The sequence below is a fragment of the Streptomyces sp. NPDC017940 genome, assembly GCF_044328435.1.
Lineage (GTDB): Bacteria > Actinomycetota > Actinomycetes > Streptomycetales > Streptomycetaceae > Streptomyces.
In genome coordinates this window covers 378,164-404,221 of sequence record NZ_JBIRHJ010000001.1, presented here as the reverse complement: position 1 = coordinate 404,221, position 26,058 = coordinate 378,164, and the positions used below count along the sequence as shown (strand labels likewise).

Annotated in this window: 23 protein-coding genes; 14 read left to right on the top strand and 9 right to left on the bottom strand. The window is 72.1% G+C overall.

Annotated features, from left to right (window positions below; translation table 11 throughout):
• Positions 1 to 367: 367 nt before the first annotated feature.
• The 3 genes from ACH4DX_RS01675 to ACH4DX_RS01665 form a co-directional block, all read right to left on the bottom strand.
• Positions 368 to 1,297, bottom strand: a complete 930-nt coding sequence (locus ACH4DX_RS01675) for a LysR substrate-binding domain-containing protein (RefSeq protein ID WP_398153614.1) — start codon at positions 1,295 to 1,297, stop codon at positions 368 to 370.
• Positions 1,294 to 2,202, bottom strand: coding sequence for a DMT family transporter (locus ACH4DX_RS01670; protein WP_398153613.1), 909 nt, complete (start codon positions 2,200 to 2,202; stop codon positions 1,294 to 1,296). Before ACH4DX_RS01670 ends, ACH4DX_RS01675 begins: the two co-directional genes overlap by 4 nt.
• A gap of 214 nt (positions 2,203 to 2,416) precedes the next feature.
• Positions 2,417 to 3,358, bottom strand: a complete 942-nt coding sequence (locus ACH4DX_RS01665) for an EamA family transporter (RefSeq protein ID WP_398153612.1) — start codon at positions 3,356 to 3,358, stop codon at positions 2,417 to 2,419.
• 202 nt (positions 3,359 to 3,560) lie between these two features.
• Here ACH4DX_RS01665 and ACH4DX_RS01660 point away from each other — a divergent pair, with 202 nt between their 5' ends.
• Positions 3,561 to 4,124 carry a MarR family winged helix-turn-helix transcriptional regulator gene (locus tag ACH4DX_RS01660; RefSeq protein WP_398153611.1) on the top strand — a complete coding sequence of 188 codons (564 nt, stop codon included), beginning with the start codon at positions 3,561 to 3,563 and terminating at the stop codon, positions 4,122 to 4,124.
• A 172-nt stretch (positions 4,125 to 4,296) separates the two neighbouring features.
• On the opposite strand, the gene ACH4DX_RS01655 is transcribed toward ACH4DX_RS01660, so the two are convergent.
• The 4 genes from ACH4DX_RS01655 to ACH4DX_RS01640 all read right to left on the bottom strand — a co-directional run bounded on the left by ACH4DX_RS01655 (position 4,297) and on the right by ACH4DX_RS01640 (position 7,977).
• Positions 4,297 to 4,539: a hypothetical protein gene (locus tag ACH4DX_RS01655; protein ID WP_030563592.1), complete on the bottom strand. Its 243-nt coding sequence runs from the start codon at positions 4,537 to 4,539 to the stop codon at positions 4,297 to 4,299.
• A 59-nt stretch (positions 4,540 to 4,598) separates the two neighbouring features.
• Complete coding sequence (gene malQ, locus ACH4DX_RS01650; RefSeq protein WP_398153610.1) at positions 4,599 to 6,863, bottom strand: 4-alpha-glucanotransferase; 2,265 nt, start codon at positions 6,861 to 6,863, stop codon at positions 4,599 to 4,601.
• Positions 6,864 to 7,100 (bottom strand): hypothetical protein, encoded by a 237-nt coding sequence (locus ACH4DX_RS01645; RefSeq protein ID WP_398153609.1) that lies wholly within the window; start codon positions 7,098 to 7,100, stop codon positions 6,864 to 6,866.
• Positions 7,101 to 7,440: 340 nt separating this feature from the next.
• Entirely contained in the window at positions 7,441 to 7,977 is a 537-nt protein-coding gene (locus ACH4DX_RS01640) for an HNH endonuclease (RefSeq protein WP_398116816.1), read from the bottom strand.
• Between the two features lie 267 nt (positions 7,978 to 8,244).
• Between ACH4DX_RS01640 and ACH4DX_RS01635 the strand changes: the two genes are divergently transcribed.
• Complete coding sequence (locus ACH4DX_RS01635; RefSeq protein ID WP_398116814.1) at positions 8,245 to 9,348, top strand: mechanosensitive ion channel family protein; 1,104 nt, start codon at positions 8,245 to 8,247, stop codon at positions 9,346 to 9,348.
• Between the two features lie 33 nt (positions 9,349 to 9,381).
• Here the strand turns inward: ACH4DX_RS01635 and ACH4DX_RS01630 are convergent, their stop codons facing one another.
• On the bottom strand, positions 9,382 to 9,939 hold the full coding sequence (locus ACH4DX_RS01630) for a Uma2 family endonuclease (RefSeq protein ID WP_398153608.1): 558 nt from the start codon (positions 9,937 to 9,939) through the stop codon (positions 9,382 to 9,384).
• A 35-nt stretch (positions 9,940 to 9,974) separates the two neighbouring features.
• Positions 9,975 to 10,397 (bottom strand): ATP-binding protein, encoded by a 423-nt coding sequence (locus ACH4DX_RS01625; RefSeq protein ID WP_398153607.1) that lies wholly within the window; start codon positions 10,395 to 10,397, stop codon positions 9,975 to 9,977.
• A gap of 178 nt (positions 10,398 to 10,575) precedes the next feature.
• On the opposite strand from ACH4DX_RS01625, the gene ACH4DX_RS01620 reads away from it, so the two are divergent.
• The 12 genes from ACH4DX_RS01620 to ACH4DX_RS01565 all read left to right on the top strand — a co-directional run bounded on the left by ACH4DX_RS01620 (position 10,576) and on the right by ACH4DX_RS01565 (position 26,056).
• Positions 10,576 to 11,457 carry a helix-turn-helix domain-containing protein gene (locus tag ACH4DX_RS01620; protein ID WP_398153606.1) on the top strand — a complete coding sequence of 294 codons (882 nt, stop codon included), beginning with the start codon at positions 10,576 to 10,578 and terminating at the stop codon, positions 11,455 to 11,457.
• Between the two features lie 3 nt (positions 11,458 to 11,460).
• Positions 11,461 to 11,640 (top strand): DUF397 domain-containing protein, encoded by a 180-nt coding sequence (locus ACH4DX_RS01615; RefSeq protein WP_398153605.1) that lies wholly within the window; start codon positions 11,461 to 11,463, stop codon positions 11,638 to 11,640.
• Positions 11,641 to 11,788: 148 nt separating this feature from the next.
• Positions 11,789 to 12,991, top strand: a complete 1,203-nt coding sequence (locus tag ACH4DX_RS01610) for an ROK family protein (protein ID WP_398153604.1) — start codon at positions 11,789 to 11,791, stop codon at positions 12,989 to 12,991.
• Positions 12,992 to 13,104: 113 nt separating this feature from the next.
• A complete protein-coding gene (locus tag ACH4DX_RS01605; protein ID WP_398116803.1) occupies positions 13,105 to 14,445 on the top strand; it encodes an ABC transporter substrate-binding protein in 1,341 nt (446 codons plus the stop codon).
• A 12-nt stretch (positions 14,446 to 14,457) separates the two neighbouring features.
• The gene (locus ACH4DX_RS01600) at positions 14,458 to 15,393 is read left to right on the top strand and encodes a carbohydrate ABC transporter permease (RefSeq protein ID WP_398116801.1); all 936 of its coding nucleotides are present in this window, start codon (positions 14,458 to 14,460) and stop codon (positions 15,391 to 15,393) included.
• Positions 15,394 to 15,400: 7 nt separating this feature from the next.
• Positions 15,401 to 16,312 carry a carbohydrate ABC transporter permease gene (locus tag ACH4DX_RS01595; protein ID WP_398153603.1) on the top strand — a complete coding sequence of 304 codons (912 nt, stop codon included), beginning with the start codon at positions 15,401 to 15,403 and terminating at the stop codon, positions 16,310 to 16,312.
• Between the two features lie 5 nt (positions 16,313 to 16,317).
• Positions 16,318 to 17,583 (top strand): 6-phospho-beta-glucosidase, encoded by a 1,266-nt coding sequence (locus tag ACH4DX_RS01590; protein ID WP_398153602.1) that lies wholly within the window; start codon positions 16,318 to 16,320, stop codon positions 17,581 to 17,583.
• Positions 17,574 to 18,599, top strand: a complete 1,026-nt coding sequence (locus ACH4DX_RS01585) for an N-acetylglucosamine kinase (protein ID WP_398153601.1) — start codon at positions 17,574 to 17,576, stop codon at positions 18,597 to 18,599. Before ACH4DX_RS01590 ends, ACH4DX_RS01585 begins: the two co-directional genes overlap by 10 nt.
• An 816-nt stretch (positions 18,600 to 19,415) precedes the next feature.
• Positions 19,416 to 20,864, top strand: a complete 1,449-nt coding sequence (locus tag ACH4DX_RS01580; protein ID WP_398153600.1) for a hypothetical protein — start codon at positions 19,416 to 19,418, stop codon at positions 20,862 to 20,864.
• A 113-nt stretch (positions 20,865 to 20,977) separates the two neighbouring features.
• A complete protein-coding gene (locus tag ACH4DX_RS01575; RefSeq protein ID WP_398154156.1) occupies positions 20,978 to 21,934 on the top strand; it encodes a glutamate ABC transporter substrate-binding protein in 957 nt (318 codons plus the stop codon).
• 58 nt (positions 21,935 to 21,992) lie between these two features.
• Positions 21,993 to 23,312 (top strand): hypothetical protein, encoded by a 1,320-nt coding sequence (locus tag ACH4DX_RS01570; protein WP_398153599.1) that lies wholly within the window; start codon positions 21,993 to 21,995, stop codon positions 23,310 to 23,312.
• Complete coding sequence (locus ACH4DX_RS01565) at positions 23,309 to 26,056, top strand: tetratricopeptide repeat protein (protein WP_398153598.1); 2,748 nt, start codon at positions 23,309 to 23,311, stop codon at positions 26,054 to 26,056. Before ACH4DX_RS01570 ends, ACH4DX_RS01565 begins: the two co-directional genes overlap by 4 nt.
• Positions 26,057 to 26,058: the final 2 nt, after the last annotated feature.

Here is a 26,058-nt window from a genome sequence, read left to right as displayed (position 1 = left end):
CGCGCGCAACCCACAAAAACCCGCAGACGCAACCGCACAGCCCCCAGCAGACGCGTCAGCAGCCTCTGCGTGGCTGACCGCGCAGCTCCCGTAAGGGGCGCGAGGAACTGCGCGCGCAACCAACGAAAACCCGCAGACGCGACCGCACGGCCCCGGCAGACGCGTCAGCAGCCTCTGCGTGGCTGACCGCGCAGCTCCCGCAAGGGGCGCGAGGAACTGCGCGCGCAACCAACGAAAACCCGCAGACGCAACCGCACGGCCCCGGCAGACGCGTCAGCAGCCTCTGCGTGGCTGACCGCGCAGCTCCCGTAAGGGGCGCGAGGAACTGCGCAGGCAACCCATGGCTGACCGGGCAGCCCCACGCCCCTCACCGGCCAGGCGGCACCGCCCGCAAAGCCCCCAGCACATGGGAAAGCGCCGGGGCGGCCTCCCCGCCCCGGCGCGTCGCGGCTATCACATGGCGGCGGGGGCGAGCCGCCCCGAGGTCACGCATCACCACGCCCCCCTGCCCAAAGGCCCCCCGGCCAGAAACCGCCATGCGGGGCACGAGAGCCACCCCCATGCCCGCCTCCACCATCGCCAGGATCGCCGCCCACCCGGCCGCACTGTGCGCCGCCTGCGGCACGAACCCCGCCGCCTCGCACGCCGCCAGCGTGATCTCCGACCAGAGTCCCGACCCCCCGAAGATCCACTCCTCCCCGGCCAGATCGGCCAGCCCGAGCCCGGGCGCGTGGGCCAGCGCATGCCCCGCGGGCAGCGCGACGTCCAGCGGGTCGGCGAACAGCGTCACCCGCGTGAACCGCCCGTCCCGCCCCGGGCCCCCCGCCTCCCGCGGGGCCCGCGCCGCCAGCGAAAGGGCAAGGTCGACCTCCCCCGCGGCCAGCAACTCGTACGCCTCACCCGCCTCGGCCTCCCGCACCCGCACCCGCACCCCGGGGTGCGCGACCCGCAGGGCCCGTACCGCGGGCACCACCAGGGCCGGCACCGCCGTGGAGAACGCCCCCACCCGTACCTCACCGGCCTCCCCCTGCGCATAGGCGGCCAACTCCGCGTCGGCCCGCTCCAGTTGGGCGAAGACGGCGTCGGCGTGCCCGAGCAGGAGCCGGGCGGCGCCGGTGAGTCGCACCCGGCGCCCGTGTGCCTCCAGGAGGTCCACACCCACCTGCCTGGCGAGGTTGGACAGCTGCTGGGACACGGCCGAGGGGGTCATGAGCAGGGCGCGCGCCGTCGCGGTGACGGTGCCGCGCTCGTCCAGGGTGCGCAGGATGTGCAGCTTCTTGATGTCCCACTCGGTCATGGCGTCAACGTACCCGCAGGTCGCACGCACTTGCGTGCCGTCGAACCCAGCACCACCCCGCCCAGGATCAGGCCCATGCACACCACCCGCAGCCACCCCATGCCCTCGCCGAGGAGCGCGAAGGACAGCAGGGCCACGCACACCGGCTGGAGGTAGTAGACGACGCCCGCGCGGGCCGCGCCGATGAGGGAGATCGCCCGGTTCCAGGCGAAGAAGGCCACCGCCGACGACACCACGCCCACGTACAGGAGCGGCGAGACCGTAGCCGCCGTCGGTTCGAAGCCGCCCTGGACGGCCAGGCTGACGACGTACACCGGCAGCAGCATCAGGGCGCCGAGGACGAAGGTGGCGAAGAGGAAGGGGAGGCCGGAGATCTCCGCGGGCCTGCGGCGCAGCAGGGCGCTGTAGGAGCCGAAGGCGACGGCGGCGCCGATCACCCAGAGGTCGCCGACCGCCAGGTCCATGGCGAGGGAGCCGCCGCTGACCAGGAGCAGCACCCCGGCGCAGGCGACGAGCATGCCCACGATGCGCCGCGCTCCGAGGCGGACCCCGCCGAGGCGCTCGTACACCGCCATCAGGACCGGCGAGGCAGCCATGATCATGCCCATGTTGCCCGCGGTGGTCGTCACTCCGGCCTGGTTGACGAGGGTGTTGTAGACGGTGACGCCGAGCAGGGACGCGGCGAGCAGGAAGCGCGGATGCCGTCGGAGCAGGGCGCGTTGCCGCCAGGTCCGACGGGCGGCGAAGGGTGCGACGGCCGCGATCGCGACGATCCAGCGCCAGAAGGCGTGCTGGACGGGCGGGACGCTGTCGGCGAGGGCGCGGGAGGTGACGAAGCTCCCCGACCAGACCACGGTGGCGAGCGCGGCGAGCGCGATACCGACCCCGAGACCGTTAGCCCGCACGCTCCCCTTCTCCGCCCGCGCCCTCGCCCTCCCCCTCCCCCTCTCCACCCGCGCCGTCGTCCTCGACTTCTCCACCCGCGCCGTCGTCCTCGACTTCTCCGCCCGCGTCCTCCTCGTCGACGCGGTCTCCGCGCTCCCGCGGCCCAGGACGGTCGCCACTGCTCCCCCTTGCCTCTCCCCTGGCTGCGTCAGGGGCTCGGTGATCTCTGCCGGGCTACCGTCGCACCGGCCCACCCTCCAGGTCCATCGAATCTTTTCGCTCGGTCTTTGAAGCTGAACTGAACGTTCTGGGGTCGGTAGCGGGCCGTGCCGTCCGCAGCTGGCCGAACACCGTGGCCCCGAACGCCAAGGCCATACCGCCCACTTGCACCGCCGTCAGGGACTGACCGAGCGCCGCCCAGCCGATGACCGCCGCCGTCAGGGGCGAGAGCGGGCCCAGCAGGCTGGCCTGGGTCGCGCTGAGGCTGCCGATGCCGCGGAACCACAGCCAGTACGCGAGAGCCGTACCGGCCAGGGCCAGATAGACGTAGCCCGCGACGTTCCGGCCATCGAGGGCGGGCGGCGCGCCCTCGACGAGGAGGGCGACCGGGGCGATGAGCAGACCGCCCGCCGTCAGCTGCCAGCCGGTGAGCGCGAGCGGGCCCACGCCGTCCGGGCGGCCCCACCGCTTGGTGAGCACGGTTCCTGTCGACATGGACGCCGTCGAACCAACGGCCGCCAGCAGGCCGACCGCGTCGAGCGCCCCGGCCCCCTTGAGGACGACGAGGCTGACTCCGAGCGCCGCCGCGGCGCCGGTGAGCAGGGTGCGCGGGCTCGGGCGGTCGGCGAGGAGCAGCGCCGAGAGCCCGGCGACGAAGAGCGGCCCGACGGAGCCGACGACCGCGGCCATGCCACCGGGCAGCCGGTAGGCGGAGAGGAAGAGCAGGGGGAAGAAGGCGCCGATGTTCAGCGCCCCGAGGACGAGGGACTTCCACCACCACTCCCCCCTCGGCAGCCGTCTGGCGAGCAGGAGCAGCAGCAGTCCGGCGGGCAGGGCCCGCATCAGGCCCGTGAACAGCGGCCGGTCGGCGGGCAGGAACTCGGTCGTGACCGCGTACGTGGAACCCCAGGTCAGCGGGGCGTAGGCGGTGAGCAGGATCGCGGTGGCACGCTTCATGACGTATCTCTCCGAGGGTTCGCCGGGGGTGCGCGGCCCTTCCGGGTGCGGCTGGACCGTGCACGGCTGCACGCCTGCGCACAGCCGCACGGCTGCACGACCACGCGGGCCAGACAGCTTGACGATAAGTAGCTTAGCTCTAAGCTACTTATCGTCAAGCCACTTACTCGTAAGCATCTGAAAGGCGTTGGATACTTCTCCCATGGACGCCACGGACCACGCCACGGACCACTCCACGGACCCTGAGAACACGGCCGCTCCGCTCGATGCCGTCGACGCGATCATCGGGCAGTGGGCCACCGTCCGGCCGGACCTGGAGACCACCCCCATGGAGGTCTTCGGCCGCGTCTACCGCGTCGCGCAGGCGGTCGGCGACCGCGTGGAGAAGGCGTACCGCCGTCTCGGCACCACCCGCGGGGAGTTCGACGTGCTGGCGACGCTGCGCCGCTCCGGGGAGCCGTACACGCTCTCACCGCGCCTGCTGTCCTCGACGCTGATGCTGACCACGGGCGGTATGACCGGGCGGCTCGACAAGCTGGAGCGGGCCGGGCTGCTCCGCCGCTCCCCCGACCCGCACGACCGGCGGGCGCTTCAGGTGACGCTGACCGGGGAGGGCCTGGCCCTGGTCGAGGAGGCGGTGGCGGCGGGCCTCGATGAGCAGCGCGCGGCGCTCATGTCCGCGGGCCTCGACGCGGCGGAGACGGCGCGACTGGCCGCCCTGCTGCGGAAGCTGCTCGCGGGGGCGGGACCCGGGGACGGGGCATGAGGACACGCCGAGGGCGCCCCCCGGCCGCGCGCACGGTCATCTGTGCGTACGGTCGAGGAGCGCCCTCGGCGGAAAGAAAGCGAGAAGCTGAGAATCGGTGCGCGGGGACGATCGGTGCGCGGGACGGCCAGCGAACCGGACGCCCGGTGGACCGGATACCGGACCGGTGGCGTCAGCCCTGCTTCTGCTGCTTGCGGGACTTGTCGCCGACCATGACCAGACCGGCGATCACGAGGAACAGCACGATCGGCGCGGCGACGTACAGGCCGAGCGTCTCCATCACGCTCAGGCCGGAGCCCGGGTCGTCACCGTCGTCGCGGTGGAGCGACGCGGACGCGGGGGACGTCATGAGCAGCATCATCAGCGTCGTACCGGCAGCCAGGGCACCGGCGCGCAGGGCGTTCTTCTTGTCCACGGTGCCAACGTAGCGAACGGCTCCGCGGACCGCGCGCCCGGGGTGGCGTACGGGGCCTCTCACCCCGGAGGGCTCTGCGGTCCCCGGTGCGCCTTGAACACCTCCATGAGGGCGTGCAGGCGCGGCGTTGCGGCGAGATCCTCCAGGGTGACGGGACGGCCGGTGGCGTCGGCGACGGGCAGCCGCCAGTTGGGGTACTGGTCCCAGGTGCCCGGCAGGTTCTGCGGGCGGCGGTCGCCGACGGTGTCCGGCAGCCAGACGCCGACCATGCGGGCGGGTGTCGCGAGCAGGAACCGGTGCACGGCCCGGACGGCGTCCTCCTCGTCCCCTGCGCCGCCCGGCAGCATCCCGAGCCGCGAGAGCAGGGCGAGCCACGTGTGCACATCGGCGGCGGCCTCGGCGCGTTCGGCGGCCTGCGGCCTGGTCAGCAGGCCGAGGTCGTGGCGCAGGCGCACGTGGTCGCCGGTCATGCGGGCGGCCGTGGACGGCAGGTCGTGGGTGGTCGCCGTGGCCAGGCAGTCGGCGCGCCACCGCGCGGGCGGCAGCGGAAGGCCCGACCCCTCCCAGTCGCGCTCGAACCACAGCACGGACGTGCCGAACACCCCGCGCTCGCGCAGCGCCTCCCGCACGCCGGGCTCGACGGTGCCGAGGTCCTCACCGATGACGAGGGCTCCCGCGCGGTGCGCCTCTAGGACGAGGACGGCCAGCATGGCCTCGGCGTCGTAGCGTACGTACGTGCCCTCCACGGGGGTGCGTCCTTCGGGCACCCACCAGAGCCGGAAGAGGCCCATGACGTGGTCGATGCGCACGGCGCCCGCGTGCCGCAGCGTGGCGCGCAGCAGTTCGCGGAACGGGGCGTAGCCGGACGCGGCAAGGCGGTCGGGGCGCCACGGCGGCAGCCCCCAGTCCTGCCCCAGCGCGTTGAAGGCGTCCGGTGGCGCGCCCGTGGACATGCCGGTGGCGAAGTACCGCTGCTGGGCCCAGGCGTCGGCGCCGTCCGGATGCACGCCGACGGCCAGGTCGTGGATGAGGCCGATGCCCATCCCCGCGTCGTGCGCGGCCCGCTGGGCGGCGGCGAGCTGCTCGTCGGTGAGCCAGGCCAGGCGCCCGTGGAAGTCGACGCGGTCCATCGCCTCGTTGCGGGCGCGGGCGGTCTCGGGGGACGCCGGGTCCCGCAGGGGCGCGGGCCAGGTGTGCCAGTCGGGGCCGTACCGCTCGGCTAGCGCGCACCAGGTGGCATGGTCCTCCAGGGCCTCGCCGCGCTCGGCGAGGAAGTCGCTGTAGCCCGCGTTCCTGCCGGGCCCGAGCGGCACGTCGCGGATCAGCTCCAGGGCGGCCGACTTCAGCTCCCACACGGCGTCCCGGTCGATGAGGCCGCCCTCGCGCAGGACGGCCCTGCGCAGCACCGCGGCCCGCTCCAGACAGAGGCCCGCCCGTTCGCGGGCCTCGCCCCGCAGCCTGCCGAACTCCGGTACGTCCGTGACGCGCAGGTGCACCGGGTCCGGGAAGCGTCGGGACGAGGGGCGGTACGGGGAGGGGTCACCGGCGCCACCGGGGGGCTTGGGCACGGCCGAGTGCAACGGGTTCACCTGGACGAAGCCGGCGCCGAGCGCCCGCCCCGACCACGAGGCGAGTTCCGCGAGGTCACCGAGGTCGCCCATGCCCCAGGAGTGGTGACTCAGGAGGGAGTACAGCTGTACGAGGAACCCGTACGTGCGCGGCGGCGGCGCGGGCGCCCGGCGCGGGGCGACGATCAGATGGGCCTCGGCGGTGGCGCCGTCGGGCGTGGCGGCGCGGAGGCGGTGGATTCCCAGCGGCAGGGCGGGGGCCGCCGGGGGCGGGCCGAGGGCCGGGGGCGGCTCCTCGGACGCGGGGGTGCCTTCGGACGCGGATGTCTCTGCGGACGCGGGCGTGCGGACCTCGACGAGGTCACCGGCCTCCGTCTCGACGGTGACACGGCTGCCCGGGGGGAGGGCGGTGAGGGCGTCGAGGGCGGCCAGGGAGGTGAGGGCCGCCGTCTGGGAGGAGGGGGCGGGGTGCGTCGCCTCGGGACCGGGGGCCCCGCTCCCGGGTGCCGCGTCCGCGACTTCGGGCGGGGGCTTCTCGTCGGCCCACAGGACCACGGTCGGGGGCAACAACCGTTCCCGCAGAGCCCGTTCGCGGGCCGTCACCGCGTCCTGCACCGCCTCGGGTGTGCTCGCGTCGACGTCGAGCGCGGCGAGGGCCGCGACGACCGCGGCCTCGGATGCCTGGACCGTGCGGTCCGGGGACGGGGAGTAGGAGGTGGCCACGCCGTACAGGGCGGCCAGCCTGGCAAGGGTCATCTAGACCCCCATGGGGTCCAGGCCCGCGGCCGTGCCCATGGAGGTGGGCTCGCTGGTCAGCGGGGCGGCGTCCATCAGGGACGGCTCGCTGGTGAGGGGGGCGGCGTCGGCGAGCGGCGGCTCGCTGGTGAGGGGCAGCTCCAGGCAGCCGCAGGAGCAGGACCCCTCGAAGCCGGGGCCGGGGTGCGGGACCTGTTTGGACAGGGCGGACAGGAGGAGGTTCGCGGAAGCGGGCATGGAGTTGCTCCTTGGTCGCGGATGCCGGTGCGGGAGCCCTACCCACTGCGGTGGGGCGCATCCGTATACCGTCCGGGAACGTGACGCTGGTCACAAAATCGACTCAAGGCCGGCGTGCCGGACGGCGCACCTCCGCGCATTGACTCGCTGCGCGCGAGAGTGATGGGCTTTCGGAGCTGTGCGTGACAGTGAGTGTGCCCACAGTAATGGCTACGGGACGCTCCCGCGTACGCACCGTACGCCCGCGTACGACAGGAACCCACGTACGCCCCCGTACGACAGAGACGCACGTACGCCCCCGTACGGCAACGGACCGCGCACGACGAGGCCCGGATCGTTTCTAGGCGGAAATGCCGTCGATCCGGGCCATCGCGTCGTCCGCGCCGAAGGGCTGCAAGTACGGCAGCCAGCGCGGATCCCTGTGCCCGGTGCCGATGATGCGCCAGGCGAGGCCGGTGGGTGGCGCGGGCTTGTGGCGCAGGCGCCAGCCGAGCTCCAGGAGGTGCCGGTCGGCCTTGACGTGGTTGCAGCGGCGGCACGACGCCACCACGTTGTCCCAGACGTGCTGACCGCCGCGGCTGCGGGGAATGACGTGGTCGACGCTGGTTGCGACGCCACCGCAGTACATGCACCGGCCGCCGTCGCGGGCGAACAGGGCACGGCGGGTCAGGGGCACGGGGCCCCGGTAGGGAACCCGCACGAAGCGCTTGAGCCGGACCACGCTGGGTGCGGCGACGGTGCAGGTCGCGCTGTGCATGAAGGCGCCGGACTCCTCGAGGCAGAGTGCCTTGTTCTCGAGGACGAGGACGAGCGCGCGGCGGAGCGGTACGACGCCGAGGGGCTCGTACGACGCGTTCAGGACCAGGACATGCGGCACGGATGCCTCCTATAACGCCGGCGGCGCGTGGCTCGCGCCGGGACGATCTGGAGCCAGTCTCCCCTCATGCCTGGTCGGAACGCCAGCATGAGCTGGTAACGGCCCTGAAGTGTTTTCGACCACACCTCGATCGGCGGGACGTTTCCGCGCAGGTGAGCACCGACTCTCCATCGAACATGACAACGATCCCCACACAATGCCCCGTTAGTGTGGTGGGTCTGCCCGGGGCATCTACTGGGCAGGTCGCTATGCCTGGAGGTACCAGCCGTGTTCCTGTCCGTCCTGTCGGTTGCCGGAACGGACCCGGACCCGACACCGTCACCGTCACCGACGCGCAAACCCGTGACGCTCGACGACGCCCAGGAGAGCGCCACGAACGCCGCGAGCTGGGTGGAGCAGAACTGGTCCACCTGGCTCGCCATCGGCCTGCGCATCCTGTTGATCGTCGTCATCGCGATGACGCTGCGGGTGCTCGTGCGGCGCGCCATCACCAAGTTCATCGACCGCATGAACCGCACGGCGCAGGCCGTGGACGGCACCGCGCTCGGCGGGCTCCTCGTCAACGTGGAGCGTCGCAGGCAGCGCTCGCACGCCATCGGTTCGGTGCTGCGCTCGGTGGCGTCGTTCCTCATCCTCGGCACGGCCGCGCTGATGATCCTGGGTACGTTCCAGATCAACCTGGCGCCGCTGCTCGCCTCGGCGGGTGTCGCGGGCGTGGCCATCGGTTTCGGCGCCCGGAACCTGGTCACGGACTTCCTCTCCGGCGTCTTCATGATCCTCGAAGACCAGTACGGGGTCGGTGACTCCATCGACGCCGGGGTGGCTTCCGGCGAGGTCATCGAGGTGGGCCTGCGCGTGACCAAGCTGCGCGGCGACGACGGCGAGATCTGGTACGTGCGCAACGGCGAGGTCAAGCGCATCGGCAACCTCTCCCAGGGCTGGTCCACGGCCGGGGTGGACGTGACGGTCCGCTCGGACGAGGACCTCGACAAGGTCAAGAAGGTCCTGAGCGAGGTCGGCGAGCGGCTCGGCAAGGACGAGCCGTGGAACGAGCAGCTGTGGGGCCCGGTCGAGGTGCTCGGCCTGGACAGCGTGCTCCTGGACCAGATGGTGGTCCGGGTCGTCGCGAAGACCATGCCGGGCAAGTCCCTCGGCATCGAGCGCGAGCTGCGCTGGCGCATCAAGCGGGCCTTCGACGCGGAGGGTATCCGCCTTGTGGGCGGCCTTCCCATCGCGCTGGACGGCGGCGTGGTCGCCGCCCCCGACCCGACGGCGGGCATGGCGGCCCCGTCCGCCTACGCCTCCGCGACGTCCCCCCAGTCCCTGGCCGCGTCCCCTATACCGCAGCCCCCGCCGAACCTGTCGAAGTAGGAGCCCGCCCCCGAGCGCGTACGCCGGTTCCGCTCAGCGGGTCCAGTCCTTGAGCGGCTCCGTGTCGAGGGTGATGCCGACCGGGTCGGGCAGGGTGACCTCCTTGCCGAACGGCAGCGTCCGCACCTGCTCGTAGCGGACGCCGTCCGGCTGACTGTGCACCTTGATCTCGCAGGTGTCGCGGTCGACGAGCAGATAGACCGGGATACCCGTCTCGGCGTACGCGCGGGGCTTCTCGACCCGGTCGCGGTGATCGGTGTCGGAGTCGTACGAGGTGACCTCTACGATCATGAGGACGGGGGTGGGGTCGGCCCATGTGCCCGCGCCCGCGAAGGCATCGCTCGGCGCGAGGATGCCGTCGGGCCGGGCGCGGCCTTCCCGGCGGGACTCGATCACCAGCCCCTGCTGGGTGTCGAGCCACAGCTCCGGCCTGCGCCGCACGCACACGCGCGTCAACCATTGGAGGACGCACCCCCGGTCCCCGTACGGCACGGCCTTGGCTCCGAGTCGTCCCCGCAGCAACTCGACGCGTGCTCCCTCCATGACCCGGGCTGCGTGCAGCGCGATGGCCTCGAATGTGCCGACCGGCATCCGTGGCGTACCGGCGCGCGCTCGTCCGCCCGCGTTCACCACCTCAGCTCCGCGTACACCGTCTTGCCCACGCTCCTCGGCTCGCAGCCCCACCGGTCGGCCAGCGCCGCCACCAGGACGAGGCCCCGGCCGAACTGGTCCGTGGTGGCGGCCGTACGGGGCTCCGGGAGGCGCTCGCCGCGCGGGTCCGCGACCTCGATGCGGAGGGTGTCCGCGGTAAGGGTGATCCGTACGCGGATCAGGCGGTCCCGGAGGCTGCCGTGCAGCAGGGCGTTGGTCATCAGCTCGGAGGTGATCAGTGCGGCGTCCCCCGCGAGGGCGGGGTGGCCCCACTCGCCGACGAGGCGGGCGGTTCTGTGCCGGGCCAGGGAGACGCTGCCCGCCTGGGGGAGGTAGTCGAGCCGGTCCTCCCGAAGCACCGGTTCGGGTGGGGCTGGCGTGGGGGGTTGCTCGGCCATGGACACGCACCTCCTTGTGCGGTCGGAGTCGAGGACTCCGCCAGCTGATGCCGCCGGGTTAGCGGTTGAGTACCGAACGTAGCTAGTGGTCAACTCTGAGTGCAATCAACCTCAGGAAGTTCTTCCTGAAAGAGTGAACTGCGTCGCTCCAGTGACGGTGGTGGGACAGACTGTGACCGTGACGCGATCAACACAGTCCCGACAGGGGCAGGTATCAACTGTCCTGGCCCGCAGGCTCGGTGGGGAGCTGCTGCGCCTCCGCGACGCAGCGGGGAAGACTCAGCAGCAGGCTGCGGAGTCCATCAACGCGACAGGCACGAAAATCGTGAAGATGGAGCGCGGCTGGGTCCCGATGCGGGACCCGGACATCCGGGTGCTGTGCGAGTTCTACGGGGTCGAGGACCCCAAAGCCCTGGGAAGGCTCCTGGAGCTGGCCAAGCTGGACCGCGAACGCCGCAAGGCCAAGGGCTGGTGGCAGAACACGCCCGGTACCGGCTCCCTGGCCGAGTACATCGCCATGGAGGACGTGGCGAGCCGCATCCGCAATTGGCAGTCCTCAATCATCCCGGGCCTCTTTCAAACACCTGCTTACACCCGCGCTCTTGGCGTGACGGAGGAAAGCTGGACGGACCCAGCAGAGATCGAACCCTTGGTGCAGGTCAAACAGAAGCGCCAGAGGCGGTTGCTGGGTGAACACCCCCTTCAGGTGTATGCGGTCGTCGGGGAAGCTGCGCTGCGACAGCAAGTTGGCGGCCCCAGCGTCATGCGCGCCCAGTTGGAGCGCATACTTGAACTCTCGGAGCTGCCGAACGTGCGCCTCCAGGTGCTTCCGTTCAGCGCTGGCGGACATCCCTGCATCGCGGGCCCGTTCAGCATCATTTCCTTCGAGGAGGCCGACGCCCTGGACGTAGTGCAGACCGACAGGGTGTTGGGCTCAGCCTGGGTGGAGAACGAAGCCGAGAGCGCGAAGTACAGCACCCTCTTCGACCGCACTGCTCGACAGAGTCTGGCTCCTCATGCTTCGGTGGAACTCATCGACAGCCTGTGCAAGGAGCTGTGACCTGTGCCCGAGTTCAAGTTCGCGAAGTCCAGTCACAGCCAGGTGAACGGCGAGTGCGTCGAAGTGGCCATCAACGTCCCCGGCACTGTCGCCGTCCGCGACTCCAAGGGCACCCACCCCGTCGCCCCAGTGGTCCACCTCACCCCGGCCGCCTGGTTGAACTTCACCGCCTCCCTGCGCTGACGCGCCCCAGGTAACGACTTGGTTGCCGCCGAGGCGCCATCCCTTGACGCCCCCCTCACGGGGACTTACGTTCCTCGCATCCAATAGGAAGCCTTCCTAACAGTGAAGTGAGGGAGGCGGGCAGGCGAAGGGCAGGTGTCGACGAACGATGGCTGGGACCACCCCGCCCAACGGGTCCCCCGGCGTGCCGGGAACCCCGGGAACCCCCGGCACCCCCCGGGTGCTGCGGGCCATGAACGACCGCGCCGCCCTGGACCTCCTCGCCGCCCACGGGCCCCTGACCCGTACCCGCATCGGCGAGCTGACGGGGCTGTCCAAGCCGACGACGTCGCAGTTGCTGAGCCGCCTGGAGGCGGGTGGGCTCGTCCGCACCACCGGCAGGGAGAGCGGCCGGCCGGGACCCAACGCGGTCCTGTACGAGATCGACCCCTCGGTCGGGCACGTGGCGGCGCTGTCGGCGGACCCCTTCGGCCTCACCGCCCTGGTCGCCGACATCACCGGCCGCGAGGTGGGCCGCTTCCGCATCGAGGCGGACGCGGTCGCGGAGGACGTACGCAACCGCACCGCCCAGCTGGTCGTGGAGGCCGTCGACGGGGCCCTCGCCGAGGCCGGGGGGCTCGGCCACGACGACCTGCGGGCCACCGTGATCGGCACGCCCGGCGCCATCGACCCGCACACGGGCCAGCTCCGCTACGCCCCGCACCTGCCCGGCTGGCACTCCCGCACCCTGCGCGCCGAACTCGCGGAGGTCCTCGGGACGCCGGTGACCATCGAGAACGACGTGAACCTCGCCGCCATCGCCGAGCAGTACGAGGGCGCAGCCCAGGACCACGACGACTTCGTGCTCGCCTGGCTCGACGAGGGCGTGGGCGCGGCGATCGTGCTGGGAGGCGTGCTGCTGCGCGGCGCGACCGGTGGCGCGGGCGAGATCGGGTACATGCCGGTGCCCGGAGCCCCCCTGCTGCGCGGCGCCCCGGACGGGACCCCCGGCTCGTACCGGGGCGGCTTCGAGAGCCTCGTCGCCGGTGCCGTGATCCGCGAGCGCGCGGGCGGCAAGCCGCTCACGGACGCGCTCGCCGACCCCGCCGTGCGGGACGAGGTGGCCCGGCACATCGCCACCGGCCTCGCCGCCGTCGTGGCGGTCGTCGACCCCGAACTCGTCGTCCTGTCCGGCCAGGTGGCCCAGGCGGGCGGCGAGGAGCTGCGCCTGCGCGTCACGGAGGAGATGACGGGCCTCGCCCTGCCGCGCCCGCTCCTGCGCATCAGCGAGCTGGACGGCGACCCGATCCTCACCGGCGCGCTGCGCACCGCCCTCACCCAGGCCCGCGACACGCTCTTCGACACGGCCTGAGCACGTCCCTCCCCTGCGACACCGCCGGCGACACCGCCGGAAACACCCCTGGTCACCCTGGTCACTCCTGGTCACACCCCGGACAAGTCCCCTCCCCGCAAAGGAAGTCCGCCATGCCGCGATGGCGCCCACGCACCCGCGTACCGGTCGTGCTTGCCGCCGCCGGACTGCTCCTGTCCGGCTGCGCCAACCCGAGCACCGGCAGTGCCGACGACGACCCGACCAAGCCGGTGACGCTGAAGTTCTGGCACGGCTGGGCGGCTCCCAGCGAGGTCGAGGCGATCAACGCGAGCATCGAGCGGTTCGAGAAGCTGCACCCGAACATCGACGTGAAGGCCACCGGGAACGTCACCGACGAAACGATCAACCAGGCGCTGCGTGCGGGCGGCGGCGAGGCCCCCGACGTGGTGTCCTCGTTCACCACGAACAACGTCGGCCAGTACTGCGACTCCGGCATGTGGGTCGACCTCGACCCCTTCATGAAGAAGACCGGCGTCGACAAGAAGAAGACGTTCCCGAAGACACTCCTCGACTACACGAGCTACGAGGGCAACCAGTGCGCCCTGCCGTTCCTCGCGGACGCGTTCGGCATGTACTACAACAAGGACGCCTTCAAGGAGGCGGGCATCGCACGCCCGCCGCGCACCATGTCGGAGTTCGAGGCCGCCGCGAAGAAGCTGACCGTGCGCAGCGGCAAGGACTCGTACGAGCGCGTCGGCTTCATGCCCAACTTCCGGCTCTACCAGAACAGCCCCGACCGCCTCTTCGCCCAGTGGGGCCCCCGGTACTTCGACGCCGACGGCAAGTCCCGCCTCGCCGACGAACCCAAGACGTACGACTACTTCAAGACCACCAACCAGCTGATAGAGGCCCAGGGCGGCTACGCCGACCTGGAGAAGTTCCGCGCCACCTTCGGCGACGAGATGTCGGGCCAGAACGGCTTCCTCACCGGCAAGCTCGCCATGCACCTCGACGGCGAGTGGCGCGGACTGATGCTCGACGAAAAGAAGGCGAAGTTCGACTGGGGCGTGGCGCCGCTGCCGGTCCCCGACGACCAGGCCGACACCTACGGGCGCGGCTTCATCACCGGCACCGTCCTCGGCATCGCGCACAGCAGCAAGCGCCAGAACGCCGCCTGGGAGCTGGTCAGGTTCCTCACGGCCGACACCGACCAGGTCGTCGACTTCGCCAACGACATCCACAACGTGCCGTCCACCTTCGCGGCCCTCAAGTCGCCCCGCCTGGACGCCGACCCGCGCTTCCGCACCTTCTTCAAGATCCTGGAGAACGAGCACAGCCAGGCGCTCCCGCCCTCCACCAACGGCGGCGCGTACGTCGTCTCGTTGCAGGACTTCTCGTACTCCGTCGAGGCGGGCGGCAAGAAGAACCTGCGCGCGGAGCTGAAGAAGCTCGACGACCAGATCGACGCCGACAACCTCCAGGCAGAGAACTGAGGAGCCCCCGCCATGGCCCTGTCACTCTCCAACCCCGCACGCCGCAGACTGCGCGTGCTCGGCTTCCTCTCCCCCTGGCTGATCGGCTTCAGCGCCTTCTTCCTCTACCCGCTGATCGCCACCGTCTACTTCTCGTTCATGCACTACAACCAGATCAAGGAACCCACGTTCGTGGGCCTGAAGAACTGGCGGTACGTGTTCGAGCAGATGCCGCTGTTCGGGCCCGCCCTGTGGAACACGCTGTGGCTGGTCGTGGTGATGGTGGCGCTGCGGGTGGTCTTCGGGCTCTCGCTCGGGCTGCTCGTGACGAAGCTGAAGAGCGGCGTCGGCTTCTTCCGCACCGCCTTCTACCTGCCCTACCTCGCCCCGCCGGTGGCGGCCACGGTCGCCTTCGTGTTCCTCCTCAACCCCGGCAGCGGCCCGGTCAACGAGATCCTCGGCAGGATCGGCATCTCCGCGCCCACCTGGTTCAACGACCCGAACTGGGCGAAACCGTCCCTGGTGATGCTGTCCCTGTGGGGCATCGGCGACCTGATGGTGATCTTCATGGCCGCGCTGCTCGACGTACCGAAGGAGCAGTACGAGGCGGCCGACCTCGACGGCGCGGGCGCCTGGGCGAAGTTCCGGTACGTCACCTGGCCCTCGATCACCCCGATCGTGATGTTCGCGGTGGTCACCGGCGTCGTGCAGACCATGCAGTACTACACGCAGGCCCTGGTCGCCGGAAAGATCGCCTCCGGTGTCTCCATCGGCCCCGGCACGGTGATCCAGCCCGGCTATCCGGACCACTCGACCCTCACCGTGCCCCAGCTCGTCTACTCGATGGGCTTCCAGAACTTCAACACCGGTGCGGCGTGCGTGCTCTCGCTCGTGCTCTTCGCCATCGCCATGGCCGTGACGATGCTGCTCATGCGCAAGCGCTCCGGGCTGCTCTCGGCGGAGGACTGATCCCACCATGACATCCACGACACTCGGCGCGCCCACCGCGCAGGCCGTCGCGACACCCGTCAAGCCGCGCGGCCCCGAGGCCGCCCGCGCCCGCCGCAGGCGGATCCTGCACTGGATAGCCGTGCACAGCGTCGCCATCGCCGTGGCGCTCCTGTTCGTCCTCCCCTTCGTGTTCGTCTTCCTCACCTCCGTGATGAGCGACTCGCAGGCGATGAGCGGCGACCTGTGGCCCTCCTCCTGGCACTGGGAGAACTACCGGACCGTCTTCGAGACCGACGGCTTCCTCACCTGGTGGCGCAACTCCCTGATGTACGCGGGGCTCGGCACCCTCTTCACGGTGTGCTCGGCGATACCGGTCGCGTACGCGCTCGCCAAGTTCCGCTTCCGGGGCCGGCGCACCGCCATGCTGCTCGTCATCTCGACGATGATGCTGCCGCCCCAGGTCATCGTGATCCCGATGTACCTGGTGTGGGCGCAGCAGTTCCACCTCTCGGGATCGCTGTGGCCGCTGATCATCCCGATGGCGTTCGGCGACGCGTACTCGATCTTCCTGCTCCGCCAGTTCCTCCTGACCATCCCCAAGGAGTACATCGAGTCGGCGCGCGTCGACGGCTGCGGCGAGTTCAGGACCCTCCTCACGATCGTCGTCCCGATGGCCAAGCCCGGCATCGCGGCGATCGCGCTGTTCCAGTTCTTCTACTGCTGGAACGACTACTTCGGCCCGCAGATCTACGCGGCACAGGACCCGGGCGCCTGGACCCTCAGCTACGGCCTGGAATCCTTCAAGAGCGCCCACATGGTGAACTGGAACATGACCATGGCGGCGACGCTCCTGGTCATGGCTCCGGTCATCGTCATCTTCTTCTTCGCACAGAAGGCCTTCGTCGAAGGCGTCACCCTCACCGGAGTAAAGGGCTAACGCAAATGAAGCTCGCAGTGGTCGGCGGAGGCTCGACCTACACACCCGAACTCATCGACGGGTTCGCCCGGTTGAGGGACACCCTGCCGATAGCCGAACTCGTCCTGGTCGACCCGGCGGCCGACCGCCTGGAACTCGTCGGCGGCCTCGCGCGGCGCATCTTCGCCAAGCAGGGCCACCCCGGCAGGATCGTCACCACCTCCGACGTCGACGCGGGCGTCGCCGACGCCGACGCCGTCCTGCTCCAGCTGCGCGTCGGCGGCCAAGCCGCCCGGCAGCAGGACGAGACCTGGCCGCTCGACTGCGGGTGCGTCGGCCAGGAGACCACCGGCGCGGGCGGCCTCGCCAAGGCGCTGCGCACGGTGCCCGTCGTCCTCGACATCGCCGAACGCGTCCGCCGCGCCAACCCGAACGCGTGGATCATCGACTTCACCAACCCCGTGGGCATCGTCACCCGCGCCCTGCTCCAGGCGGGGCACCGGGCCGTCGGCCTGTGCAACGTCGCGATCGGATTCCAGCGGAAGTTCGCCGCGCACCTCGGCGTGGACCCGGCGCAGGTGCACCTGGACCACGTCGGCCTCAACCACCTCACCTGGGAGCTGGGCGTGCGCCTCGGCGGCCCCGAGGGTGAGAACGTCCTGCCGAGGCTGCTCGCCGAGCACGGTGAGGCCGTCGCCGACGACCTGCGCATGCCGCAGACGCTCGTGGACCGCCTCGGCGTGGTCCCCTCCTACTACCTGCGCTACTTCTACCAGCACGACGCCGTGGTGGAGGAACTGCGCACCAAGCCGTCGCGGGCCGCCGAGGTGGCCGCGATGGAGGCCGAGCTGCTGACGATGTACGGCGACCCGTCCCTGGACGAGAAGCCGGAGCTGCTCGCCAAGCGCGGCGGCGCGTTCTACTCGGAGGCGGCGGTCGACCTCGCCGCGTCGCTCCTCGGCGGCGGCGGAAGCCCGTACCAGGTGGTGAACACGTACAACAACGGCACGCTCCCCTTCCTCCCCGACGACGCGGTCGTCGAGGTACAGGCGTCCGTGAACGCCTCCGGCCCCACCCCGCTGGCCGTCCCGGCCCTTGACCCGCTGTTCTCGGGCCTGATCGCGAACGTCACCGCGTACGAGGACCTGGCGCTGCACGCCGCCCTGCACGGTGGCCGCGACCGCGTCTTCAAGGCCCTGCTCGCCCACCCCCTGGTGGGCCAGTACGCGTACGCGGACCAGCTCACCGACAAGCTGATCGCACACAACCGGGAGCACCTCGCGTGGGCCTGAGCACTCCGCACGGCACGGGTTCCGGGGCGCCCGGGACGGTGCTCGCCATCGACGCGGGCAACAGCAAGACCGACGTCGCGGTGGTCACGGCCGAAGGGCGGGTCGTCGGCGCGGCGCGCGGCGGCGGGTTCCAGCCCCCGCAGATGGGCGTGGAACCCGCCGTCGACGTCCTCGCCGAGGCGGTGTCACGGGCCCTCGCCGAGGCGGGCGTGTCCTCCGTCGGCCATGTCTCGGCGTGCCTGGCCAACGCGGACCTGCCGGTCGAGGAGCGGGAGTTGGCGGACGCCGTGCGCCGGCGCGGCTGGAGCGCCGACGTCCACGTGCGCAACGACACCTTCGCGATACTCCGCGCGGGCCTCGTCGAGGACGCCGAGCCGCGCGGGGTCGCCGTGGTGTGCGGGGCGGGCATCAACTGCGTGGGCATGCTGCCCGACGGGCGCACCGCCCGCTTCCCCGCGATCGGCAGGATCTCCGGGGACTGGGGCGGGGGCGGGGGGCTCGCCCTGGAGGCGCTGTGGCACGCCGCGCGCGCGGAGGACGGGCGGGGCGGGCCCACCGCCCTCATGGGCGCGCTCCCCGCCCACTTCGGGCTGCCCTCCATGTACGCGCTCATCGAGGCGCTGCACCTGGGGCGCATCCCCGCCGTCCGGCAGCACGAGCTGACGCCCGTCCTGTTCGGCGTGGCCGCCGAGGGTGACGCTGTCGCCGGCTCCCTGGTGGACCGCATGGCCGAGGAGGTCGTCGCCATGTCGGTGGTCGCCCTCGACCGCCTCGGCCTCCTGGACGAGACCGTTCCCGTCCTGCTCGGCGGCGGCGTGCTCGCCGCTCGCCACCGCCGTCTGGACGACGGCGTCCGGGCCGGTCTCGCCGAGCGCGCCCCCAAGGCGGTGCCCCGCGTCGTGACCGAGCGGCCCGTTCTGGGCGCGATCCTCTTGGGCCTGGACGAGGTGGGCGCCCCCGCGCCCGCGTACGCCCGGGCCCGCGCCCATTACGCCCCTGCGGCGAGCGGCACCTGACGCCTCCCGGGGGGCGGTACTTGCCCTCCCCCCGGCGGGCGGTAGCTGGCCCCTCCCGGGGGGCGGTACCTGACCCCGCAACGGCAGGGCGCGCCTGCCCTCACATCGGCAGGGCGTGCCTGCCGCCACTTGGGCAGGGCGTGCCTGCCGCCACCTGGGCAGGGCGTGCCTGCCGCCACCTGGGCAGGGCGTGCCTGTCGGCTCATCGGCGGAGCGCACGTGCCCCCTTATCGGCGCTCCGCGCCTCGTCCTCAATCGCCGGACGGGCTTTCCTTCCCCACCCGCCCGCCCTTTCCCGCGCTGACGCGCTTGTCCTCAAACGCCGGACAGGCTGGAGCTCTCGCCGCTGCGGCGGAGTTTCGGCTCGTCCGCTGCGAGAGAGGCTCGTGCACTGAAGGCCAGGCTCGTCCGGCGGGATCGCAGACCCCCCGGGGCCTCAGACCGGGAGGCGCGGTCCTTCGAGGCCTCCGGTGGGGAATCTTCAGCCCGTCCGGCGTTTGAGGACGAGGCGCGGAGCGCCGATGAAGCGGGGGTCCAGGGGGCGGCAGCCCCCGGTTTCGGAGAAGGGGTGGGACTGGGGCGCCCCGCGAAGGCCCGCCCGGACCCAGGCCACCCCGGAACCGAACACACCTGCGCAGCGTGTTCAAAGGTGCCCGGTGGGCACCAATCCGTACAAGATCCAGTCAAGGCATGTGCGGATGCCAGTCCTGGCGGCGATACTTGCGCCCGAACACCACTTCCGCAGCCACCAACCACCCGGCCCGGAAGGAAGGACCGTCCGAAGACCGAGAAGACCAAGGGGGAGGTCAAGGTCAGGTGACACACCCACCACAGGCACAGGCCCCACCGCAGGCACCCGCACCGACCCGCCCACAACTCCCGCCCCAGCCGAAGCAGAAGCAGCCGCGCCAGACGCCCCCGCCCGCGAGAAGCACGGCATGGTCCGAGGGCGTGGACCGCCTGCGCGCGGCGGCGACCACGGAGCCGGGCAGGCTCCGCGCCATCGGCGCGCTCCTGGCGGCCCTGCTCCTCGCGTTCGGCGCGGTCACCACCTGGCAGACGACCACCCGCGCGGACGCCGCGGACCGCGTCCTGAACCGCAGCCAGCCGCTGAGCAACGACGCCGCGGCCATCTACCGCTCCCTGGCGGACGCCAACACGGCCGCCTCCAGCGGCTTCCTGGCGGGCGGCCAGGAGCCCGCGAAGGTCCGCGAGCGCTACCGCCGCGACATCGACCGCGCCGGCGAGAAGCTCGCCACCGCCGCGTCGAACGCGGGCTCGGACTCCTCGTCGGCAGCCGCCGTGAGCCGTCTGAACACGCTCCTCCCCCAGTACACGGCCCTGATCGAGCGCGCCCGCGCCAACAACCGCCAGGGCCTGCCCCTCGGCGGCGCCTATCTCCGGTACGCGAACGACACGATGCAGACACGGATGCTCCCGGCCGCCGAGAAGCTCTACAAGGCCGAGAACGCGCGCCTGGCCGACGACTACGCCGACGCCAAGCCCTACCCCTGGCCCGCCATCGCCCTCGGCGTCCTCGCCCTCGCGGCACTCGCCCTGGCCCAGCACCGCAACTACCGGCGGACGAACCGGGTGTTCAACACGGGCCTGCTCGCCGCCACCACGGCCACCGCGGCGGCGCTCCTGTGGCTGCTCGCCGGGCACACCTTCGCCCGCTCCGGCCTGAACGAGTCGTACGACCACGGAGTGAAGTCCCTGAACGTGCTCAACGACGCCCGCATCAGCTCCCTGAAGGCCCGCGGCAACGAGAACCTGACCCTGGTCAGCAGGGGCGCCGAGACCGTCGCCGTGGGCGGCGCCACGAAGGACAAGTTCGACGTGGCCTACCAGCAGCAGATGCAGCGGCTCGCCGGTGCGAACGGCGAGAGCGGGCTTCTCGGCGAGGCGGCGGAGCTGGCCGACGACGACGCGGGCAGGACCCCGCTGAAGGCGGCCGCGGACAACGTGACCGAGTGGCAGGACCGCCACAGCTCGGCCCGCGCGAGCGACGACTCGGGTGACTACGAGGGCGCGCTCGACAAGGTCATAGGCGCCGACGGCGCCGAGCCGACCGGCGAGTCCTTCGACAACGTGGACGCGGCCCTGGACACCGCGCTCGCGCACGAACAGGGCGAGTTCCAGCGCGCCGCCGAGGACGGCAAGGGCGCCATGGCGGGCCTGCCCGTGGGCGTCGCCGTGCTCGCGGTGCTCGGCGCGACCGCCGCCGTGCTCGGCATCGGCCGCAGGCTTTCGGAGTACCGGTGATAGGGGGCGCGCGGACCATGCGTACGCGACCTGGCAGGAGCGGACGGCACGGCGGCCCCGGGCGCGGGACGGGTGGCGTCGCGGTCCTTCGCGGCTGGGGCGGGGTGGCCACGATGGCGGTCGCCTGCCTGCTCGCGGCCGCGCTCGTGCTCGCCCTGCCGCACTGGCGGGGCGACAACGGGTCGAGGGGCGCGGCGGGCGCGGGCGGCGACCGCGGCCCGGTGTCGCAGGCCGCGCCCGCCCGCGCGGACGAGTGCGAGGCACCGGAGCGCAGCCTGCGGCCCGACAGCAAGGACGGGCCGACGCTGGAGAAGATCAAGCAGCGCAAGGTCAAGAAGCTCGTCGTCGGCGTGGACCAGAACAGCTACCGCTGGGGCTATCGCGACCCGAACAAGGGCGTCGGCAAGCTGGAGGGCTTCGACATCGACCTGGCGCACGAGATCGCGGAGCGGCTGCTCGGCGACCGCGACGCCGTGGTGTTCCGCGCCATCCCCACCAACCAGCGCGTCCCCGCGATCCAGAGCGGCCAGGTCGACATGGTCGTGCGCACGATGACGATCAACTGCGACCGCATCAAGGACGTCGCCTTCTCCACCGCGTACTTCGAGACCGGGCAGCAGGTCCTCGCCCCCAAGTCGTCCGCCATCACCGGCTACGACGACTCCCTGAAGGGCAGGAAGGTCTGCTCCGCCGCCGGTTCGACGGCGGAGGCCGCGCTCAAGGAGAACAGCTTCGGTGCCGACATCAAGACCACGGTGCCCAATCAACTCGACTGCCTGGTAAGGCTTCAGCTCGGCGAAGTGGACGCGGTGGTCACCGACAGCGCGCTCGCCGCCGGTCAGGCCGCCCAGGACCCGACGGTGGAGCTGAAGGGAGCCGAGCCGTTCACCACGGAGTACTACGGCGTGGCGATGAAGAAGGACGCCGACGACCTGGTGCGCCGGGTGAACGCGGTGCTCGACGACTTCCGCAACGACAAGAAGGACGGCTGGCAGGCCTCGTACGACAAGTGGCTCGCCGCCGACCTCGGCAGGTCGGCGGGCCCGCCGAAGCCGACGTACAAGGACTGACCACGAGAAGTACCGAGCAGGACAAGGACGGACCACCAGTGGAGCGGAGAGGTGATCGATGAGCGTCGCGGGACCCCCCGGCTCTGTGATGGACCGGGACGAGGTGGACCGTGCGCTGGTGCGGCTCGACGCCGAGCACGAGGCGATCGAGACGTCGCTCCTCGCCCTCCAGGACCACGCGGGGCGCCGCCTCCTCGAAGGCGCGGAGCTCACCGGCACCACACAGGAGCGCTGGCTCGACGCCGAACACCGGATCACGCTCCTGTGGACGTACTTCGACGCGTACGCGGGCACGCTGCGCACCGCACGCGAGGTCCGTGAGCGCAGGCGCTGGCCCAACCGCGACGACCTCCAGGAGCTGACGCGGCTCCTGCGCGGGCAGAGCGTCACCGTCGCGGGCGGCTCGGTGTCCGGCGCCGCGCCGTCGCTCACGGGTCCCGCGAAGCTCACCGAGCACTTCACCCTCGAAGAGCTCGTCGCCCGTATGAACGACCTGTACGCGCACTCCCTCGACGTGGTCGTCGCCGCCGACGCCGTGTGGTCCGCGCTGCCCGCCCGCATCGACCTCCTCGCCGCAGAGCTCCAGCGCACCCGCAGGCTCGCGCACTCCGTGGGCGTGCGCCCCGGGGAACACACGTCGGGCGACGACCTGGAGCAGATCACGCGCGAGCTGACGGCCCTGCGCGCGCAGGTGATCTCCGACCCGCTGGCCTTCTGGCGTCCGGCCAAGGGCAGTTCGGCCCCCGGCGGCGGCCGCCCGCACACCGACCGCTACGACCACGCGGCCCGCGCCCTCGAGGACGTGCGCCGCGAGATCGACGCCGTGCTCACGGTCCGCCAGGACGCCGAGGCACGCCTCGGCAGGCTGCGCGACCTGCTGTCGCGCGCGGACCGCACGCTCGCCGAGGCCCGCTCCGCGCGCGGCGAGGTGCTCGCGAAGATCGCCGCCTCCGAGGTGCCCGCGGTCTCCGGGCCGCCCACGGCGCTCCAGGAGCAGCTGGCGACGGCCGCCGACTACCGCAGGAACGCCCAGTGGCACCGCCTCTCGCCGCTCCTGGAGTCCCTGGAGGAGAAGGCCGAGGACGAGCTGCTGCGCGCCCGGGAGTCGCTGACCGCGGTGACCGCGCCGCTCGCGGTGCGCGCCGAACTGCGCGGCCGCCTCGACGCGTACAAGGCGAAGGTCGCCCGGCACGGCCTCGCCGAGGACCCGTTCCTGATCGAGCGGTACGACGCGGCGCGCCGCATGCTCTGGAGCGCGCCCTGCGACCTGCGCGTGGCCGAGCAGGCGGTCCTGCGCTATCAGCAGGCGGCGGCCGACGCGCTGGCGTCCAGGGTTCCGCAGCAGGGCGGACCCACCGACCGGAGGGGGGAAGCATGAGTGAGCGCACCGGCGGACAGCAGCCCTGTCAGCGGCCCGGGTGCACGGGTTCGTACGAGGACGTGGGCGGCGGCGAACTGTACTGCGACACGTGCGGCCTCGCCCCGGTCGTGTCCGCGAGCGGCATGGTGGGCTCCCCCGCGACGGGCATCACGGTCGGCGGCCGCAGCGGCCGCAGCGGGCGCAGCGCGCGTGGTTCGGCGAGCGTCGGCACCCGCGGCAGCACCCGCTCCTCGCGTTCCGCGTCGTCGCGCCGCTCCGTCTCGGGGCGGCTCTCTCGCTCCCTGTCGGGACGGTCGGCAGGCACGTCGGCGCGCTCGGTCTCGGTGCGCAGCTCCGGCTCGGCGGCGGCCTCCTCCGGCCGCAGCGCGCTCGGCGTCGGCCTGGTCTCCGTACCGCAGGTGCCGCGCCCCGACCCGCGCGGCGCGGTGCAGGAGAAGCCCGAGGTGCCCGAGAGGAAGCGGTTCTGCTCGCGCTCCGACTGCGGCGCCCCCGTGGGCCGGGCCCGCGGCGAACGCCCCGGGCGCACGGAGGGCTTCTGCACCAAGTGCGGCCACCCGTACTCGTTCGTGCCCAAGCTGCACCCGGGCGACGTCGTGCACGGCCAGTACGAGGTCGTGGGCTGCCTCGCGCACGGCGGGCTCGGCTGGGTGTACCTCGCCGTGGACCGCGCGGTGTCCGACCGCTGGGTGGTGCTCAAGGGCCTGCTCGACACGGGCGACCAGGACGCGATGGCCGCCGCGATCTCCGAGCGGCGCTTCCTCGCCGAGATCGAGCACGCCAACATCGTCCGCATCTACAACTTCGTCGAGCACCTGGACCAGCGCACCGGCTCCATGGACGGCTACATCGTCATGGAGTACGTCGGCGGCAGGTCCCTCAAGGAGATCGCCAACGGCCGCCGCACCAAGGACGGCAGGCGCGATCCGCTGCCGGTGGAGCAGGCCTGCGCTTACGGCATCGAGGCCCTGGAGGCCCTCGGCCATCTGCACAGCCGCAACCTCCTGTACTGCGACTTCAAGGTCGACAACGCCATCCAGACCGAGGACCAGCTCAAGCTCATCGACATGGGCGCGGTCCGCCGCATGGACGACGACGAGTCGGCCATCTACGGCACGGTCGGCTATCAGGCCCCGGAGGTCGCCGAGGTCGGTCCCTCCGTCGCCTCCGACCTCTATACGGTCGCCCGCACCCTGGCCGTCCTCACCTTCGACTTCCAGGGGTACACGAACGTCTTCGCGGACTCCCTGCCCGACCCCGACCACATCGAGGTCTTCCGCACGTACGAGTCGTTCTACCGGCTCCTCGTGCGCGCCACGGACCCCGACCCGGGCCGCCGCTTCTCCTCCGCGCAGGAGATGGCGGAGCAGCTGACCGGTGTCCTGCGGGAGGTCGTCGCGGTGCAGAGCGGCCGGCCGCGGCCCGCCCTCTCCACCCTGTTCGGTCCGGAAGTGAAGGTCACGGACACGGAGTTGTTCGCGGAGCTCGCGGGCGAGGTGTCGGTCTTCGGGGCGCGTGGGCTCGGGACGCGCGGCGCCTCCGGTGCGCCGGGCGGCATCGAGCTCCCGGGCCGGGGGGCCGTGAACGCGCTGGGGCTCCCCGCGCCCGGGGGACCGTCCGCGGGTGCCGGTGCGCTGTCCGGCGGGTCCGGCGGCGGGTCCGGCGCTGGGTCCGGCGGCGTGGTGGGGGCCGCCGGTGCCGGGGAGGCCGCCCGGGCGCCGGGGGCCGGGGAGCCGGGTGGCACTCCCGCGTCCATGGTGCGTCCGCTGGACGCCGCGGCGGCGGCCATCGCCCTGCCCGTGCCCCGGGTCGACCCCGGCGACCCCAACGCCGGCTTCCTCGCCGGGCTCGTGGACTCCACGGGCAGCGAGCTGATCGCCGCGCTCGGGGCCGCGCCCGCGAGCTCCCCCGAGCTGCGCCTGCGCGAGCTGCGCGCCCATCTCACCCTGGCCGAACACGCCGCCGCCGCGCGGACCCTGGAGACCCTGGAGATAGACCACCACGACGACTGGCGGGTGATCTGGTACCGGGGTGTCGCCTCGCTCACCACCGGCGACCACGAGATCGCCGCGCTCTCCTTCGACGCGGTGTACGACGCCTTCCCCGGCGAACCCGCCCCCAAGCTCGCCCTCGGCGTCTGCGCGGAGGTGCTCGGCCAGCTGGACAACGCCGCCGAGTACTACCGCCTGGTGTGGGCGACGGACCCGAGCTACGTCAGCGCCGCGTTCGGCCTGGCCCGGGTGCAGCTCGCCGCGGGCGACCGCAGCGATGCCGTACGCACCCTGGAGTCGGTGCCGGAGTCGTCGATCCACTACACGGCGGCCAGGGTGGCGGCGGTGCGGGCGCGGTTGCGGCAGCGTATGAGGTTCGACACGGAGGCCGGGCCCGGGACCCGGTTCCTCGACGACCTGACGGCCGCCGCGGGGCAGGTGGAGGCGCTCGCGGGCTTCGGCCTCGACGCGGTGCGCAGAGAGCGCCTGTCGACGGAGGTGCTCGGCACGGCGCTCGACTGGGTACTCTCCGGTAGCCACTCCGGCAGCCGTTCCGGCGGCGCCTCCGGGCCATCGGCACCGGGTGCGACGCGTACGGGGACCGTGCTGCTCGGCAGCGAGCTGGACGAGCGCGGCCTCAGGTTCGGCCTCGAACGGTCGTACCGGACCCTTGCCCGGCTCGCACAGGGTGGCGAGGAAAGGATCGAACTGGTGGAACGGGCAAACCGTTTCCGCCCTCGGACGTGGGTGTGAAG